A 17,269-nucleotide genomic window follows, 5' to 3' on the forward strand; every position below is an offset into this window, starting at 1 on the left:
CGCGTGCCGCCCCGGCGGACGCGCCGGGGTGACCCGCGAGCCGTGTCCCGGAGCGCGCACGCGTCACCCGGGCGCGCGCTGCCCGGACTCGGTCCGCGCGGCCACCCACAGGGCGATCTGCGTGCGTGACCGCATGCCCAGCTTGTCGCGCACCTTGTCCAGGTGCGTGGCGACCGTGTGGGCCGAAAGGCCCAGGCGCTGGGCGATCTGACGGTTGGTCAGTCCGTCGGCGACCAGCTCGGCCACCATGAACTCCCTCCCGGTCAGCGTGCACTTGCCGGCGGCCGCCGTCCCGCCCGCCGCCTCTCGCCGGCCGTCGCTCCGCGTCCGCAGCGCGTACGCCACGAGCCGTTCCCCGCGCAGCCGGCGGCCGACGCCGGCGGCTGCCTCCCGGGCGGCGGCCGGCAGCGCCGCCCGGGCAGCGGCCGCGGTCCGCTCCAGCCGCAGGCGCCACGGAGCCTCGGACACGGTGTCGAGCCGACGGCGTGCCCCCGCGCTCGCCTCGTACAGCAGGAGGGCCCGCCGCGGGTCGCCGCTCTCGGCGGCCACCATGGCCAGGCCCTCCACGGGGTAGAGCGCGTGGAAACTGGTGGCGGGGACGATCTGCAGCGCCTCGGCGAACAGCCTCTCGGCACTGTCCGGCCGCCCCAGGACCAGCCGCACGGCGCCCGCCGTGTGCAGAGCGGCCGCGACCCGGCTCCAGCGGGCGTCGGCCCGGAGCACGGGCAGGCAGCGGGACATGAGCGTCTCGGCCTCCCGGGCCCCGCCCGCCTGCAGCAGCGCCCAGGCCAGATGGTGGGTGCACCACGCGACGCCCTGGGGGGTGTCCAGTGCCGCCAGGACGTCCAGGCACTCGCGCAGATCCGCGACGGCCGCGGCGAACTCCCCGCGGCACAGCCGCGCCGCGGCGCGCGCGTCCAACGCGTTGGCGAGTCCGGCGGGGTGCCGGCGCGCCCGCTCCACGCTCACCGCCCGCTCCCCGAGGCGCAGGGCCCGCGCCAGGTCGGCCCGCTGGCAGGCGACGCGCGCGGCGAGCGCCGCTACCGCCCCGCCCAGCGCCCCGGCGCCGGTCTCCCGCGGCAGTTCCCCCAGCAGGGCCTGGGCGGCCGAGGGCTGCTCCTGCTCGTAGTGCACGCGGGCCAGTTCCAGCACCAGCCGGGACCGCACGGCACCGTCGGGGACGGTGGTGCGGGCCAGGGCAGCCGCGAGGTTGTCCCGCTCCGCGGCCAGCGGGCTGCCGGCCTGGTCGGGGAACACCTCGTCAGCGGCCCCGTCGGCCAGCCCGTTCAGCCACTGGACCATCCGGTGTCCGGTGGCGGGCAGTTCGCCCGATGCGCGCAGGCACTCCAGCGCGTAGGCGCGGACGGCGCCCAGCTGCCGGAACCGTGCCGTTCCCCCGTCCCCCGCCAGCCGCACGAGCAGGGACTTCGCCTCCAGGGCACACAGCAGGCCGAGCACCCGTTCCGGTGCGACCGCTCCGCCGGAGCAGACCGTCCGCGCCGCGGCCGTGTCGAACCCGCCGACGAGGACCGCGAGACGCCGGAAGACCGCCTGTTCGGCCGGGTCGAGCAGCCGGTGGCTCCAGTCGATGGTGGCGGCCAGTTCACGGTGGCGCCCGGGGCCGGTCCGGTGGCCGCCCGCCAGGAGGGACAGGGGGGACATCCGGCCGTCCAGCCCCGCGAGGATCTCGTCGAGCGGCAGGGTCCCGGCCCGGCGGGCCGCCAGTTCGACGGCGAGCGTCAGTCCGTCCAGCCTGCGGCAGATCTCGGCGACCGTCCGGCCGTTCCCGCGGTGCAGCCTGAATCCCGGTGAGCAGCCGGCGGCACGCTCGACGAACAGCCGGACGGCGTCCGCCCGCAGCAGCACCACCGGGTCGTCACCGGCGTCGGCCGGCGGCAGGGTCAGTTCGCCGACCCGGAACACGGTCTCCCCGGGCACCCGCAGGGCCTCCCGGCTGGTGGCCAGGATCCGCAGCCGCGGGCACCGGCTCAGCAGGGTCGCGACCAGCCGGGCGCACGGCTCGGCCACGTGCTCGCAGTTGTCCAGGACCAGCAGCCGGCGTGCGTCACCGATCGCGTGGACCAGGACGTCGGCACCGGACCGCCCGGCCCGTTCCGGCGCGGCGAGTGCGGCGGCGACGGTCTGCGCGAGCGCGGCGCCGTCGTGCAGCGCGTCGAGTTCCACCAGGTCCACCGGTTGGTGACGGCCGGTCAGGCCCCGGGCGAACTCCAGCGCCAGCCGGGTCTTGCCGACGCCGCCGGCGCCGGTCAGCGTCACCAGCCGCGACGTCCTGGACAGGGCGCGCAGCCGGGTCAGCTCCGCCCGCCGGCCCACGAAGGAGTCGAAGGCCGGCGGCAGACCGCCGGCCGGGGAGACGGTACCCGCCGCGGGTGGTGCCGTGGCCGTCCGCGCCCGGTGCGCCGAGCGCTGCCGGAACGCCCTTTGCCGGCAGGCGCCGGAGCAGTAGCGGGCCGGCCGGCCGCGACGGGGCCGGCCGGTCAGGGGCGCGCCGCACGACTCGCATGTCATGCTCCGGTCAACCTCGATTCCCGCGCGCCCATTCCGGCCTCCCGCACGGCGTCCTGCGACCCGCGGCGCCGGGCGGTGACCGGCGCCGCGCCGCCACGCCGGTCACCGCCCGGGCCGGGGCGTCAGGGCACGGCGTCGGGGTCGATACCGAGCACGACGGTGCCGGTCACCCCCTTGCCGAGGTCACTGCCGGCCTGCGTGAGCGTCAGCAGGGTGGAGGATCCGCCGTTGCGGTAGATGCCGTCCCTGGCGTTGAGCGTGCGGGTGGCCGTGTTGTTCCGGTAGGGGGCCAAGGTGGCGATCCGGCTGTTGTAGGTCTCCGGGAAGTAGAGCTGGCCGGTGTGCGAGACATGGCCTCCCCGGTACCTGCCGTCGGAGACCGTGCCCCCGACGTGCGTCTTGACGTGGATGTGGAGGGCGCGGCCCACGTACCAGCCCGGGTAGACGGTGGTGAACTCCGCGACGCCCGTGGAGTCGGTCAGTTGCACGCCGCGCAGGAACGTCGTGTCCGGCGTGGAACCGCCGGCCACATAGCCCGAGTAGACGCCCAGCGCGTCGCAGTGCCAGATGTCGACCGCCGTACCGGGCAGCGCGGCGCAGGTGGCGGTGTCGATCACCTTGACGCGCAGGGTCAGCGGTACGCCGGCCTTGCCCTCGGTGATGTTCTTGCGGACCGTCTCCAGGTCGAGGTAGTAGGGCCCTTCGGTCTGCTCCGGGGTGAGGACGCAGTCGGCGGCCTCCCCGGCCGGGGCGGGTGCCGTGCCGTCCCGGTGCGCGGCGGCGGTCGCCTGCCCGGACGTGAGCCCGAGAGCGGCGGCCGTGAGGGTCGCGCCGCCCAGGGCGGCTATGACGGTCCTGCGGCGCGCGCCGAGCGGGCCGTCGGCCGGCCCGGGGTCGCGCTCGCGTCCTGCGGAGTGGGGGCGGGGGGTGTCAGTCATGGCGTCAGGATGGCGGGCGTGACGGCCGGGTGACATCGGTCGGACGACCGGTGAATCGGCGGGCGTTACGAAACTCGCGGGGGCCGGTGGGCGCCGGCGGCACGGGGCGGCGCACGGCTCACGGGGCGGGACCGTCCGACTGGTCCCGTTCCGGCTGGTCCTCTTCCGGCTGGTCAGGTTCCAGTCGGCCCGGGTCGAACTGCTCCGGGTCGAACTGGTCGAGGAGGAAGTCGACCGGCGCGAGGGGCGAGGCGGCCGGAGCGCCGCCGTGCAGGACCAGTTCCGCCCAGATGACCTTGCCGCGCCCGGTGTACCGCGTCCCCCACCGCTGGGCGAACTGTGCCACCAGGAACAGCCCCCGCCCGCCCTCGTCCGTGGTCGCCGCCCGCCGCAGGCGCGGCGAGGTGCCGCTGCCGTCCGACACCTCGCAGATCAGGCAGCGTCCGCGCAGCAGCCGCACGGTCACCGGCGAGCCGTACCGGATCGCGTTCGTGACCAGCTCGCTGACGATCAGCTCCGTGGCGAACGCGGCCTCGTCCAGCCCCCACTCCCGCAGCGTCTGTCTGCACCGCTTGCGCACCGAGGGGACGAGCGCGGGGTCCGGCGGCACCTCCCACTCGGCCACGCGCGAGGGCGGGAACGTCCGGGTACGCGCCGTCAGCAGCGCGATGTCGTCGGCGGACTGCGACGGCTTCAGCGCGTCGATCACGACCTGACAGGTCTCCTCCGGGGTACGGTCGCCGGACCCGGCCAGCGCACGGCGCAGCCGCTCCATCCCGACGTCGATGTCCTGGGCGCGGTCCTCCACGAGGCCGTCGGTGTACAGCACCAGTTGGGAACCCTCCGGCAGGGACACTTCCGCGGTCTCGAACGGGTAGCCGCCCAGACCGAGGGGTGCCGAGGCCGGCACCCCGGCGCACCCGACCGTCCCGTCCGGGCGCACCACGACCGGTTCCGGATGTCCCGCGCGGGCCATGGTGCAGACCCCCGCCACCGGGTCGTAGACCGCGTAGAGGCAGGTCGCCCCGGTCACACCCCCGCCCTCGTGGTCGTCCGCGGCACCACCGGCGTGCTCCTCGTTGTCCATCTGGACGACCAGGTCGTCCAGGTTCCCCAGCACCTCGTCCACGGGCAGGTCCAGCACGGCGAAGTTGTGCACCGCGGTACGCAGCCGGCCCATCGTCGCCGCCGCGTGCAGACCGCGCCCGACGACGTCGCCCATCACCAGCGCCACGCGCGCCCCGGGAAGCGGGATGACGTCGAACCAGTCCCCGCCGACCCCCGCCTCCGCGGGCAGGTACCGCCAGGCCACCTCCAGCGCGTCCTGGTCCGGCTGCCCCCGCGGCAGCAGACTGCGCTGCAGCGTCACCGCCATCGCGTGCTCCCGGGTGAACCTGCGGGCGTTGTCGATCGCCACCGCCGCCCGTACGGCCAGTTCCTCCGCGATGGCGAGATCCTCCGGTTCGAACGCCGGGGAGCCCGCCGTCCGGTAGAAGTTCACCACCCCCAGCGCCACGTCCCGGGCCCGCAGCGGCACGGTCACCAGCGACCGCAGCCCGCTCTCCAGGGCCTTTTGGGCGCGCTCGGGGTCCTGTTCCCGCCAGCCCCGGGCTTGCCGCAGGTCGGCCACCAGCAGGCCCCGCCCCTCCTGCAGCGTCCGCATCTGGGGGCCGCGGACCGAGAACGTGATCAGCTCGCCCAGCGGGTACACCGGCATCATGTCCCGGGCGCCGCCGATCGCCGCCCGGCGCAGGTGCCGCCAGCCCTCCGCGGTCGGCTCCCACCCGCGCAGCACCGCGTCGAGCAGGTCCACCGTGACCAGGTCGGCGAACTGGGGCGCCGCCACCGAGGCCAGCTCCTGGGCCGTGTGCTCCACGTCCAGCGTCGTGCCGACGCTCATCCCGGCCTCGTACAGCAGCTCCAGCCGCTCGCGGGCGACCTCGGCCCGTCCCGAGACCGCCGCCAGCTCCGTGGTGTCCCGCAGGGTCACCACGCTGCCCCCCCGGCCGTCCCGCGGGTACGTCGGCCGTTTGTTCACTGCCAGCAGCCGGTTCCCCGCGCGGTACACCTCGTCGGTGACCGCCTCCGGCGACGACAGCAGGCGCAGGACCGGCTCCGGCAGTCCCACCTCCCGCACCGGGCGCCCCTGCGCGTCCTCCGGCAGCCCCAGCAGCCGCCTCGCCTCGTCGTTCGCGAGCAGCAGCCGCCCGTCGGCGTCGGTGATCAGCACCCCCTCGCGCACCGCGTGCAGGACCGCGTCGTGGTGCTCGTACAACTGCGCCAGCTCCACGGGGGACAAGCCGTGCGTGTGCCGCCGCAGCCGCCGGGACACCAGCGTCGTCCCGGTCATGGCGAGCGCCACGGCGGCCGCGCCGCTGCCCAGGATGATCGGCAGCTGCGGCAGCCACAGCGCCGCCACGTTCCGGACCGTGAGCCCGGCGGAGACCAGACCGACCACCGTGCCGCGCGCGTCGGTCACCGGGACCACCGCCTGCACGTCCGTGCCCCTGCCCGAGGGCAGGGGCGGGCCGCCGGCCTGCTCGACGAGGGTTTGGCCCCGCAGCGCGGGTTCGATGGTGCCGACGAACTTCTTCCCGATCTCGGACGGGTAGGGGTACGTGTAGCGGATCCCCGTCGTGCTCAGGACGACGATGAAGTCCACGCCCGCCCGCTTGCGCGCGGCCTCGGCCCGGGGCTGGAGCACCGCCGACGGGTGGCGGCTGCGCAGAGCCGCGGCCGTGCCCGGCGCGTTCGCGAAGGTCTGGGCCGCGATCACCGCCTCCCGCCGGCCCCGCTCCACGGCGTCCCGCGCCGCCTGGAGGATCATGCCCACGACCGCGACCAGCACCAGCAGCACCACGATGACGATCTGGAGAAGGAACACCTGGCCGGCCGCACTGCGCACGTCCAGCAAAGAAGCGCGGCGTCCGCGCGGGCGACCGAACGGCGCATGACGTTCCGGGCTTCGAGGGCGCCCGGAAAATACCTCCATACACCCTTGATAACACCACCGAACACCAGCGGCGGCCGGGGCGGGGCCTCAGGGGAGAGCCAGCTCGGCCCAGATGGTCTTCCCGGACGCGGTGTACCGGGTGCCCCAGCGCTGGGACATCTGGGCGACGAGGAACAGCCCGCGGCCCCCCTCGTCGTCCCGGCGTGCCCGCCGCAGATGGGGCGCGGTGTGCGCGTTGTCGGAGACCTCGCACAGCAGCGAGCGGTCCTTGATCAGCCGGAGCGTGACGGGTCCGGTGGCGTACCGGATGCCGTTGGTGACCAGCTCGCTCACCACGAGTGCCGCCGGGAACGCCAGCTCGGACAGGCCCCAGTCCGCCAGCCGGCGCTCGGTGTCCGTGCGGGCGCGCGCCACCATGGCCGGGTCGGGCGGCAGCTCCAGGTCCGCCACCAGGTCGGGGCCCAGCCGCCGGGTGCGGATGAGCAGCAGCGTGGCGTCGTCCGCCTGCGGCCCGGGCGGCCGGGCCGACAGGGCGCGGTCGCACAGCTCCTCCAGCGGGCAGCGCTGCCAGGTGAGCACCTGGGAGAGGCGGTCGATCCCGCTGTCGATGTCGGTGCTGCGGTCCTCCACGACCCCGTCGGTGAAGAACGCCACCACGCTGCCGCCGGACAGGCTCAGCTCGACGTTCTCGTACGGCAGGCCGCCCAGCCCCAGCGGCGGCCCCGGCGCCAGCGCGGACAGGGCCACCGAACCGCTCGCGTCGGCCACGACCGGCGGGGGGTGCCCCGCGCTCGCCCAGACGCACCGGCCGCTGACCGGGTCGTAGATCGCGTACAGGCAGGTCACCCCGAGCGTCTCGTCGCCCAGCCCGTCCTCGGCGTCGGCCACGGAGTCCTGCGCGACCAGGCCGTCCAGCCGGGTGAGCAGCTCGGCCGGGTCCAGGTCCAGCAGGGCCAGGGTCCGCACGGTGGCGCGCAGCCGCCCCATGGTCGCGGCCGCGTGCATGCCGTGGCCCACCACGTCGCCGACGGTCAGGCCCACCCGGGCTCCGGACAGCGGGATCAGGTCGAACCAGTCGCCGCCCACGCCCACGCGGCTGTCGGCCGGCAGATAGCGGTACGCCACGTCGACCGCGCTCTGCTCGGGCAGGTGCTGGGGCAGCAGGCTGCGCTGCAGCACCAGGGCGGCCGCGTGCTGGCTGGTGTAGCGGCGGGCGTTGTCGATGCCGACGGCGGCCCGCTCGGCCAGTTCCACGGCGAGCGTCTGCTCCTCGGGCCCGAAGCGGTCGGGGTTGCTGCTGCGCCGGAAGGTGGCCAGGCCCAGTACCGCGTTGCGGGTGAGCAGTGGCACGAACAGGCAGGAGTGGGCGGCGTCCGCCCCCGTGCCGTCGGGGGTTTCGGACGGGCAGGTGTCGATGACGGGGCGGCTGGTGGCCAGGCTCTGCGCCTGCGGTGACCAGGGCGGGTAGGAGACGGGGCTGGTCCGGAACTCCTCCGGCGTCCGGCCGTGCATCCGCAGCAGGCTGTGCCCCGGTGCCGAGCCGGTGGGCGGCTGCCGCCCCTCGATGATCGCCGGCGGCAGGTCCACCAGCACCTCGTCGGCCAGCTGCGGCACCGCCACGTCCGCCAGCTCCGCGGCCGTACGGCGCACGTCCAGGGAGGCACCGATGCGCTTGCCCGCCCGGACGAGCAGCGACAGCCGTTCCTGGGCGCGGTAGCGCTCGGTGATGTCCAGCGACTCCTCGAAGAGTCCGAGCAGTTCGCCCCGGGCGTCCACCAGCCGGTGGTACGAGCAGGACCAGACGTGCTCGCGCACCGGGTCGGCGGGGGCGCGCCCGCGGTAGTGCATCCCCGTGATCGGTTCCCCGGTGGTCAGCACGTGCTCCATGATCTGGTCCTCGTCCGGAGGGTGGTGGCGGGAGATGAACTCGCCCTCGGGGAAGAGGTCCGCGGCCGGCCGGCCGATGTACTGGGCGACGCCGGACAGCTCCAGGTCGGTGGCGGTGTTCGCCCAGACGACGCGCAGGTCGGTGTCGAAGATCGTCAGGCCCACGTCGGACTCGGTCGCCAGCCCCTGCAGCATCGCCAGCTGCGCCTCCCAGCCGCGCAGCGTCTCCAGGCCCGCCGCGACCACGACGGTCGCGGCGGCCCCCTGGTGCGCGAGCGGGCTGAAGGTGACGGCCGCGCGCAGGGTGCGTCCGTCACGGCAGCACAGGTCCAGCACCGCGCTGCGGGGCCGGCGCGCCGTGCACAGCTTGGCGAGGGCGGCCGGCCGCTGTCCCGGGGCCGCCGCCAGCAGCCGGGCGGCCGGCTGCCCGAGCACGTCCTCGGGGGAGTGGCCGAGCAGCCGCTGGGCCGAGGATCCCCACCCGGACACGCGGCCTTCGGCGTCCAGTACGGCGGTGGCGGCCTTGGAGAGGTCCAGCGGACTGTGGAAATCGACGTGGGGGGCGTTCGGAAAACGATCCATGGCACCGCTTCCCTCCGTGCCTCCTCAGGATCCCGTGCCGCGTCACGGACGACAACCGCACACCGTCCGCGCGGGGTGAGCCGCGTCGCACCGGCGGGAGCGGCCTTGCTATGCAACGAGTTGCATAGCATGATCGGCGTCATGGCGCTCGAACACGCGATCCTGGTGTCGCTGCTGGAGAAGCCGGGCTCCGGCTACGAGCTGGCCCGGCGCTTCGAGCGGTCCATCGGCTACTTCTGGACCGCCACCCACCAGCAGATCTACCGCGTGCTCAAGCGTATGGAGAACGACGGCTGGATCGACGTCCGCGACGTCCCGCAGCAGGGCCGGCCGGACAAGAAGGAGTACTCCGTCGCCGACCTCGGCCGGGCCGCGCTGACCTCCTGGCTGCACGATCCCATCGAGCCGGAGAGCGTCCGCCACGACCTGGCCGTGAAGATCCGGGGCGCCGCTTTCGACGACGACCCGGCCGCCCTGACCCGCGAGGTGGAGCGGCACCGCCGGGCCCACCGGGACCGGCTGGCGCACTACCTCGCCGGCCAGGCGCGAGACTTCCCGGACTCGGACTCCCACTCGGACTCCGCGCCGGGCGGGGCCGCCCCCGGGGCTCCGCTCGACGCGGAGCGCGAGCTCCAGCACGTCGTCCTGCGCGGCGGCATCGCGTACGAACGCATGATGATCGACTGGCTGGAGGACGTGCTGGCCACGCTGGCCCGCTTCGGTCCGGACCGCTGATCCCGCCGTCCCCCTCGGCCGCCGCGTCCGGCGCGCCCGGCCGTCCCGCCCCCGACCTGTCGTCCCGCCCCGCCCATCAGCCGAAACCCGCCCCGTCCACCAGCCGAAAGGCGTCAGCTCCCATGGCCGACCAGCTGCTGTTCAACCCGCGTACCTACGACCCCGCGCACTTCGATCCCGAGACGCGCCGCCTGCTGCGTGCCACCGTCGACTGGTTCGAGGAGCGCGGCAAGGGCCGGCTGATCGAGGACTACCGCAACCGCGCGTGGCTCGGCGACTTCCTCGCCTTCGCGGCGAAGGAGAACCTGTTCGCCACGTTCCTGACCCCGTCGTCCGCCGCGGGGGAGGGGGAATCCGACAAGCGGTGGGACACCGCCCGGATCGCCGCGCTCAACGAGATCCTGGGGTTCTACGGCCTCGACTACTGGTACGCCTGGCAGGTCACGATCCTCGGCCTCGGCCCGGTCTGGCAGAGCGACAACGCCGCCGCCCGCGCCCGCGCCGCCGAGCTCCTCGCCCAGGGTGAGGTGTTCGCGTTCGGCCTGTCCGAGAAGGCCCACGGCGCCGACATCTACTCCACCGACATGCTGCTCGAGCCCGACGGCGAGGGCGGCTTCCGCGCCACCGGCTCCAAGTACTACATAGGCAACGGCAATGCGGCGGGCCTCGTCTCCGTCTTCGGCCGCCGTACCGACGTCGAGGGACCCGACGGCTACGTGTTCTTCGCCGCCGACAGCCGTCACCCGGCCTACCACCTGGTCAAGAACGTCGTCGACTCCTCGAAGTTCGTCAGCGAGTTCCGCCTGGAGGACTACCCCGTCGCGGCCGAGGACGTCCTGCACACCGGCCGCGCCGCCTTCGACGCCGCCCTCAACACGGTCAACGTCGGCAAGTTCAACCTGTGCACCGCCTCGATCGGCATCTGCGAGCACGCGATGTACGAGGCCGTCACCCACGCCCACAACCGCGTCCTCTACGGCCGCCCCGTCACCGATTTCCCGCACGTGCGGCGGGAGCTGACCGACGCCTACGTCCGGCTCGTCGGGATGAAGCTGTTCAGCGACCGCGCCGTCGACTACTTCCGCTCGGCCGGCCCCGACGACCGCCGCTACCTGCTCTTCAACCCGATGACGAAGATGAAGGTGACCACGGAGGGCGAGAAGGTCATCGACCTGATGTGGGACGTCATCGCCGCCAAGGGCTTCGAGAAGGACAACTACTTCGGCCAGGCGGCCGTGGAGATCCGCGGCCTGCCCAAGCTGGAGGGCACGGTCCACGTCAACCTGGCCCTGATCCTGAAGTTCCTGCGCAGCCACCTCCTCGACCCGGCCGAGTACCCCGACGTGCCGACCCGCCTCGACGCGGCCGACGACGCCTTCCTGTTCCGCCAGGGGCCGGCCCGCGGCCTCGGCTCGGTGCGCTTCCACGACTGGCGGCCCGCCTTCGACGCCCACGCGCACCTGCCCAACGTCAGCCGCTTCCGGGAACAGGCCGACGCGCTCTGCGAGTTCGTCGCCTCGGCCGCCCCGGACGCGGAGCAGAGCCGCGATCTCGACCTCGTCCTCGCGGTCGGTCAGCTCTTCGCCCTCGTCGTGCACGCGCAGCTCGTCCTGGAGCAGGTCGCCCTCACCGGGCTCGACGAGGACGTGCTGGACGAGCTCTTCGCCGTCCTCGTACGCGACTTCTCCGCGCACGCCGTCGAACTGCACGGCAAGGACTCGGCGACCGCGCCGCAGCAGGACTGGGCGCTGGCGTCGATCCGGCGGCCGGTCGTCGACGCGGCCCGCACGGAGCGGGTCTGGCAGCGGGTCGAGGCGCTGTCCGGCGCGTACGAGATGGCCCCGTAGCCACGCCGCACACCGCACCGGTCGGCGCCCGGGGGCGGCCCCACGCGGGCCCGCCCCCGGGTGGGCGGTGCTGCTTGTGGGCTCCGCCCTCGGTCGGCCGGGCCGCTCCAGGGCCCGGCTCTGGGTGACCGCGCTGTTCCAGGGCTCGGTTCCGGAAGGGCTGTGCGGCTCGTGGGCCCGCCGCCGGGTGGGCCGGGTTGCTGGTGTGCCGGGCTACGCGTGGGCTGTGCTGCTTGTGGGCTCCGCCCTCGGTTTGCCGGGCTACTTCAGGGCCCGGCTCCGGGTGGACCGCGCTGTTCCAGGGCCCGGCTCCGGGTGGGCTCGGCTCCGGAAGGACTGTGCAGCTTGCGGGCCCGCCGCCGGGTGGGCCGGGCTGCTGGTGCGCCCGGCCCCGGGTGGGCTGGGCTGCTCGTGCTCCCGGCCCCCGGTCGGCCGGGCTGCCCCTGTGCCCCGCCCCGCTGGGCCGCTCACTCGGCCGCGGCCAGCAGCCGTGCCTCGCTCTCCTCGTACCGGCGCCGGTTCTCGCGGCTCTCCGCGGCCCGGCGCCGGTGGTCGTAGCGGCTGCCCAGCCAGCCCGCCAGGTAGCCGAACGGGATCGACACCAGCCCGGTGGACTGCAGCGGGAACCAGCCGAAGTCCGCGTGCGGGAAGACGGCGGACGGCGTGCCCGAGACCGCCCTGGAGAACACCATCAGCACCAGCGCGCAGGCGGTGCCCCCGTAGAGGCAGGCCAGCAGGCCGGTACGGGTGAATCCGCGCCAGAACAGCGAGTACGTCAGGGCCGGGGCCACGGCCGACGCCCCGATGCAGATCGCCAGCGTGGTCAGCACGCCGACGTCCCAGTTCTGGACCAGGACGGAGAGCACGACGGCCACGGTCCCCACCGCCACGCTCGTCCACCCCGCCACCGTCATCTCCGTACGCGGTGCCGTCCCCTGCCGCCGCAGCGCGTGGGCGAACAGGTCGTGGGCGAGCGACGAGGCCGCGGCCAGGGTCATCCCCGCGACCGAGGACAGCAGCGTGATGAACACCGTGCCCGCCACGGCCGCGTAGAGGACGGTCGTGCTCGCGGAGCCGGGACCGCCGCCCAGCGCACGGGACAGCATGAGCACCGACGTCCTGCCGCGCGGATCGGCCGCGGTGAGGGACGGTGACCCCACCAGGGCCGCCGCGCCCGTACCCAGGATGATCACGAGCAGGCAGAAGGTGGTGACCGTGCCGACCGCCCAGGACATGGAGCGGCGCACGGCGGGAGCGTCACGTGCCGAGTACAGGCGCATCGTGATGTGCGGCAGGCAGGCCGCGCCGAGGATCACGGTGATCTGGAGACTGGCGAAGTCCAGCCGCTGGGCGGCGGAGGTGCCCAGCTGGAGCCCCTGGTGGAGGAATGCCGGGCCGGTGCCGCTGCCGCGCTCGGCGGCCCGGAGCACCTCTCCGGGGCTCCAGCCGAAGCGGTTCAGGACCAGGGCGGCGACCGTGACGCTGGTGCCGAGCAGCAGCACGATCTTGATCATCTGGACCAGCGCGGTGCCCCGCATGCCGCCGATCGCCGCGTAGACGATCATCAGGCTGCCGACGAGGACGATGCAGACCGTCCTGGCGCCGGCTTCGTGCGGCATGCCCAGGATGAAGGTGAGCAGCGAACCGGCCCCCGAGAGCTGGACGACCAGGAAGGGCAGCGTCGCGGAGAGCGTCACCACGCAGGAGGCGATGCGCACGGACCGGCCGGGCACGGTCCGGGCCAGCACGTCGCCCATGGTGAAGCTGCCGGCGTTGCGCAGCGGCTCGGCCAGCAGGAACATCAGCAGCACCAGCGACAGGGCGGTGCTCACCGCAAGGACGTAACCGTCGTAGCCGGCGAGCGCGATGATGCCGGTGGTGCTCAGCACCGTGGCCGCGGAGATGTAGTCGCCCGCGATCGCCAGGCCGTTCTTGAGCGGAGTGAGGGAGCGGTAGCCGGTGTAGAAGTTCGTCAGGTCGTCGCGGTCCGGTCCCGCCATGACGCACATCAGCAGGGTGAGGGTCACCAGGGTGCTGAACAGGACCAGAACCAGTGCCTGGGTCCCCGAGCCGTAGTCGTTCATCTCGCCGCCCCCGCATCCCGGACCGGCCGGAGCGCGCGCTCCCTGACGGCCCGCGCCAGCGGGTCCACCGACCGCTGCGCGCTGCGCCCGTACCAGAGGACGGCGCCGAAGGTGACGAGGAGCTGGAGGATCCCCAGGCCCATGCCCAGGCTCAGCTCTCCGGCGATCTCGGATCCCATCAGGTCCGGCGCCCCGCAGGACAGCGCCACGTAGACCACGAACGAGCCGAGCGCGGTGAGCGTGGAGACCCGGCGCAGTCCCCGGTAGGCCGAGCGGAGAGCGGTGAGGTCGGCGCCGGGCGCGTGGGGTGGCTGGTACTCCTGGTACTCCTGGTACGGCTGTGGCGTGTGCGACAGCGGTGGGTACCGGTCGTCGGGGTGTGTCATCGCATGGCCTTCCGGTGCGGCTCGGGTCCGTGGCTCGGGTCCGTGGCTCGGGTCCGTGGGAGGTGGCGGTGCAGCGTCGGTGTGGCGGCGCACGATACCGACTGGTTGGAATGTGCGAGAGGGTCGAGAGCGTGTGGGGAATGTCACGTACACTGACGTACCTACTGGTCGGTATGGTCGCGGGGAGCCGTATCGACAGGAGGCGTGATGTCCGCGACCAACCGCCAGATCCGTCTGGCAGCCCGCCCCGTGGGCGAAGTGAAACCCGAGGACTGGGAGCACCACGCCGAACCCGTCGCGGAACCGGGTCCGGGCCGGTTCGCGGGCCGCACGCGCGTCATCTCCCTGGACCCGGCCATGCGCGGCTGGCTGGACGACCGCCCCTCCTATCTGCCGCCGGTGGGCATCGGCGAGGTGATGCGGGCCGGTTCGGTCGTCGAGGTCACCGCGTCGAACCATCCCGACTTCCGGCCCGGCGACCACGTGGTCGGCACCTTCGGCGTCCAGGAGTACGTGGTCTCCGACGGCCGGGGCGCCATGAAGGTCGACACCTCCCTGGCCCCGCCCTCGACCTACCTCGGAGCGCTGGGCATGCCCGGCATGACCGCCTACTTCGGCCTGCTGGACGTCGGCGCGCTGCGGGACGGCGAGACCGTCGTGGTGTCCGGGGCGGCCGGCGCGGTCGGCACCATCGCCGGCCAGATCGCGAAGGCCAAGGGCTGCCGCGTCGTGGGCATCGCGGGCGGCCCGGAGAAGTGCGCCATGCTCACCGGTGAGCTGGGCTTCGACGCGGCGATCGACTACCGGGCCGAGGACGTCAAGAAGGCGCTGCGCGAGCACGCACCCGACGGCATCGACGTCTACTTCGACAATGTCGGCGGCGACATCCTCGACACCGCCCTCACCCGGCTGGCGATGCACGCGCGCGTCGTGATCTGCGGCGCGATCAGCCAGTACAACAACGCCTCGCCGGTCAAGGGCCCCTCCAACTACCTCTCGCTGCTGGTGCGCCGGGCCCGCATGGAGGGCTTCGTCGTCTTCGACTACGCCAAGCGGTACGCCGAGGCGGCCCAGGAGATCTCCGCCTGGATCGGCGCCGGCCGCATCAAGGTCAAGGAGCACGTGGTGAAGGGCACCGTCGACGACTTCCCGGCCACCTTGCAGATGCTCTTCCGCGGCGAGAACGTCGGCAAGCTCGTGCTGGAGCTGGTGTGAGCGCCGGCGAGGCCCTCGGCAGGGGGCGGGCGCCGGGCGCCGCGCTGGCGGGCAAAGTGGCGATCGTCACCGGCGCCGCCGGCGGACTGGGCCGGGCCTCGGCGCTGGCCCTGGCCGGGGCGGGCGCGCGCGTGGTCGTCGCCGACCTCGACGCGCAGGGCGGGCGGGAGGTGGCCGACCTGGTCGACGGCGAATTCCGCGCCTGTGACGTCTCCGACCTCGACGCCAACCGGGCCCTGGTGCGGTTCACCGAGGATCGGTACGGCGGCGTCGACATCGCACTGCTCAACGCCGGGGTGGCGACCGGCTGCGGGGTCGGCGAGGACTTCGACCCGGCTCGGTACCGCCGGGCGATGGGCGCCAACCTCGACGGCGTCGTCTTCGGCACCCACGCGGTACTGCCCGCGCTGCGGGCGCGCGGCGGAGGATCGATCGTGGCCACCGCCTCCCTGGCGGGTCTGGCGGCGGTGCCGCTCGACCCCCTGTACGCGGCCAACAAGCACGCGGTCGTGGGACTCGCGCGCTCCCTCGGGCCGGCGCTCGCACCGGAGAACGTGCGCTTCAACGCCGTCTGCCCGGGCTTCGCCGAGTCGCGCATCATCGACCACCTGCGCGGCATGCTCTCCGAGCAGGGACTGCCCGTGATCCCGGCCGAGGCCGTGGCGGACGCGGTGCTGCGGATCCTCCTGGGCGACGGCACCGGGGAGTGCTGGTTCGTCCAGGCCGGCCGTGAACCCGAGCCGTTCCGTTTCCGCAACGTCCCGGGCCCGGTCAGGGCCGCCGACGTGACGGGGACCGGTGACTTGATCACCTCATAAAGGGTGCACTTCTCCATAATCTTGACTGACTCCACAAAAGGCGTACGGTCGGAAGGGAGAAAGCCGTAGATCCCCGAAGGGTGCCCGCATGACCCGCACGATCCCCCGGGAGTACCTTCCGGGCGGAGCGGTCCCCGGCCCGGCCGCCCCCGTGTCGTCTCAGGACGGGCCCTGGTCCCTGCCGTGGTCGCCGACCGCGTGCCGCCTCGCGCGGGACGTGGTGCGCGACGCGCTGACGCGATGGGGCCTCGCCGAGCTGGTCCCGGTCGCCGAACTGCTCGTGAGCGAGCTGGTGTGCAACGCGCTGCGGCACGGCACCGGCCCGCTGCGCCTCACCCTCCGGCGGACCCCGGACGTGCGCTGCGCGGTCAGTGACGGCTCGTCACGCCCGCCGCGTCCCACCGACGCGGGCCCCGAGGACGAGGGCGGGCGCGGACTGGCCCTCGTGGACACCCTGGCCGCGCGGTGGGGCCATGAACGCGACCTGCCCTCGGGCAAGACCGTGTGGTTCGACCTGCCCGGCGCGGCGGACGAGCAGGGCGGCGAGGCAGCATGACGCGTCCGGCCCCCGGCGGGGAGCCGATGGCGCTGGCCGCCGCGCACCTGCGCGCGGCGGGCCTGCGGGTGACCGTCCAGCGGATGGCCGTACTGGCGGCGGTTTCCGAGTCGGCCGGCCACCTCGACGCCGACGCCCTGCGCGAGCGCGCCCGGCGGGTCACGGGCGCCCTGTCCCTGCAGGCCACCTACAACGTGCTGCGCGCCCTCACGGAGGCCGGTCTGGTCCGGTGCACCCAGATCCCCGGTCACCCGGCCCGCTACGAGGTCGAGCACCGCGACAACCATCACCACTTCGTGTGCCTGCGCTGCGCCGCCATCCGCGATGTCGAGTGCACGGTGGGTGCGGCGCCCTGCATGGAACCGCGGCTGCCGGCCGAGTACGAGGTGCGGGAGGCCGCCGTGACCTTCTGGGGGGTGTGCCCCGACTGCCGGGGGGCGCGGCCGGATACCTCAAGTATGTAAAACGGACATAACCGTCCATCACTTGATATAAAGATCGCGTGAAGGCGTGACCGGTCCCTGAGTGGGCGGTGTGACGCGCCGGTTGACCGGGATTGGAGCTTCTAAGGAGAAGCATGCGGCCCTTCAGAATCGCGGCATCCCGGCAGACGCCGGTTTCCGTGCCGCGCCGGCCGGCCCGTCCGGAAGGCACCCGGGCCCGCTGGTACGGCTCCCTGTCCGTCGGTGTGGACCTGGCCGGCGCGGCACTTCCCGTCACGGCGGCGATCGTGGAGGTC

The 17,269-nt window shown here is 73.9% G+C and carries 12 protein-coding genes; 6 read left to right on the forward strand and 6 right to left on the reverse strand.

Translation table 11 applies throughout. From position 1 onward, the window contains the following. Positions 1-63: 63 nt before the first annotated feature. The 4 genes from IE312_RS02125 to IE312_RS02140 form a co-directional block, all read right to left on the reverse strand. Entirely contained in the window at positions 64-2,529 is a 2,466-nt protein-coding gene (locus IE312_RS02125) for an ATP-binding protein (RefSeq protein WP_189977718.1), read from the reverse strand. Between the two features lie 122 nt (positions 2,530-2,651). Continuing rightward, positions 2,652-3,467, reverse strand: coding sequence for an intradiol ring-cleavage dioxygenase (locus tag IE312_RS02130; RefSeq protein WP_189977720.1), 816 nt, complete (start codon positions 3,465-3,467; stop codon positions 2,652-2,654). A 118-nt stretch (positions 3,468-3,585) separates the two neighbouring features. Further along, positions 3,586-6,459: a SpoIIE family protein phosphatase gene (locus IE312_RS02135; protein ID WP_189977722.1), complete on the reverse strand. Its 2,874-nt coding sequence runs from the start codon at positions 6,457-6,459 to the stop codon at positions 3,586-3,588. A 48-nt stretch (positions 6,460-6,507) separates the two neighbouring features. After that, entirely contained in the window at positions 6,508-8,889 is a 2,382-nt protein-coding gene (locus IE312_RS02140; protein ID WP_189977724.1) for a SpoIIE family protein phosphatase, read from the reverse strand. 141 nt (positions 8,890-9,030) lie between these two features. Here IE312_RS02140 and IE312_RS02145 point away from each other — a divergent pair, with 141 nt between their 5' ends. Together IE312_RS02145 and IE312_RS02150 are read left to right on the forward strand one after the other, a co-directional pair. Further along, positions 9,031-9,624 (forward strand): PadR family transcriptional regulator, encoded by a 594-nt coding sequence (locus IE312_RS02145; protein ID WP_189977726.1) that lies wholly within the window; start codon positions 9,031-9,033, stop codon positions 9,622-9,624. A gap of 122 nt (positions 9,625-9,746) precedes the next feature. After that, complete coding sequence (locus tag IE312_RS02150) at positions 9,747-11,471, forward strand: acyl-CoA dehydrogenase family protein (protein ID WP_189977727.1); 1,725 nt, start codon at positions 9,747-9,749, stop codon at positions 11,469-11,471. Between the two features lie 467 nt (positions 11,472-11,938). Here IE312_RS02150 and IE312_RS02155 read toward each other — a convergent pair whose 3' ends face one another. Together IE312_RS02155 and IE312_RS02160 are read right to left on the reverse strand one after the other, a co-directional pair. After that, positions 11,939-13,555, reverse strand: coding sequence for a sodium/solute symporter (locus tag IE312_RS02155; RefSeq protein ID WP_189977728.1), 1,617 nt, complete (start codon positions 13,553-13,555; stop codon positions 11,939-11,941). Continuing rightward, positions 13,552-13,941 carry a DUF485 domain-containing protein gene (locus IE312_RS02160; protein ID WP_229898889.1) on the reverse strand — a complete coding sequence of 130 codons (390 nt, stop codon included), beginning with the start codon at positions 13,939-13,941 and terminating at the stop codon, positions 13,552-13,554. The genes IE312_RS02155 and IE312_RS02160 overlap by 4 nt, the downstream gene beginning before the upstream one ends. A gap of 207 nt (positions 13,942-14,148) precedes the next feature. Here IE312_RS02160 and IE312_RS02165 point away from each other — a divergent pair, with 207 nt between their 5' ends. The 4 genes from IE312_RS02165 to IE312_RS02180 all read left to right on the forward strand — a co-directional run bounded on the left by IE312_RS02165 (position 14,149) and on the right by IE312_RS02180 (position 16,994). Continuing rightward, the gene (locus IE312_RS02165) at positions 14,149-15,156 is read left to right on the forward strand and encodes an NADP-dependent oxidoreductase (RefSeq protein WP_189977729.1); all 1,008 of its coding nucleotides are present in this window, start codon (positions 14,149-14,151) and stop codon (positions 15,154-15,156) included. Then, complete coding sequence (locus IE312_RS02170) at positions 15,153-15,974, forward strand: SDR family NAD(P)-dependent oxidoreductase (protein WP_189977730.1); 822 nt, start codon at positions 15,153-15,155, stop codon at positions 15,972-15,974. The genes IE312_RS02165 and IE312_RS02170 overlap by 4 nt, the downstream gene beginning before the upstream one ends. Before the next feature lie 88 nt (positions 15,975-16,062). After that, a complete protein-coding gene (locus IE312_RS02175; protein WP_189977731.1) occupies positions 16,063-16,530 on the forward strand; it encodes an ATP-binding protein in 468 nt (155 codons plus the stop codon). Next, positions 16,527-16,994: a Fur family transcriptional regulator gene (locus tag IE312_RS02180; RefSeq protein WP_189977732.1), complete on the forward strand. Its 468-nt coding sequence runs from the start codon at positions 16,527-16,529 to the stop codon at positions 16,992-16,994. Before IE312_RS02175 ends, IE312_RS02180 begins: the two co-directional genes overlap by 4 nt. The last annotated feature ends 275 nt before the right edge of the window (positions 16,995-17,269 follow it).

Origin of the sequence: Streptomyces capoamus, assembly GCF_014654935.1 — a bacterium.
GTDB lineage: Bacteria > Actinomycetota > Actinomycetes > Streptomycetales > Streptomycetaceae > Streptomyces > Streptomyces capoamus.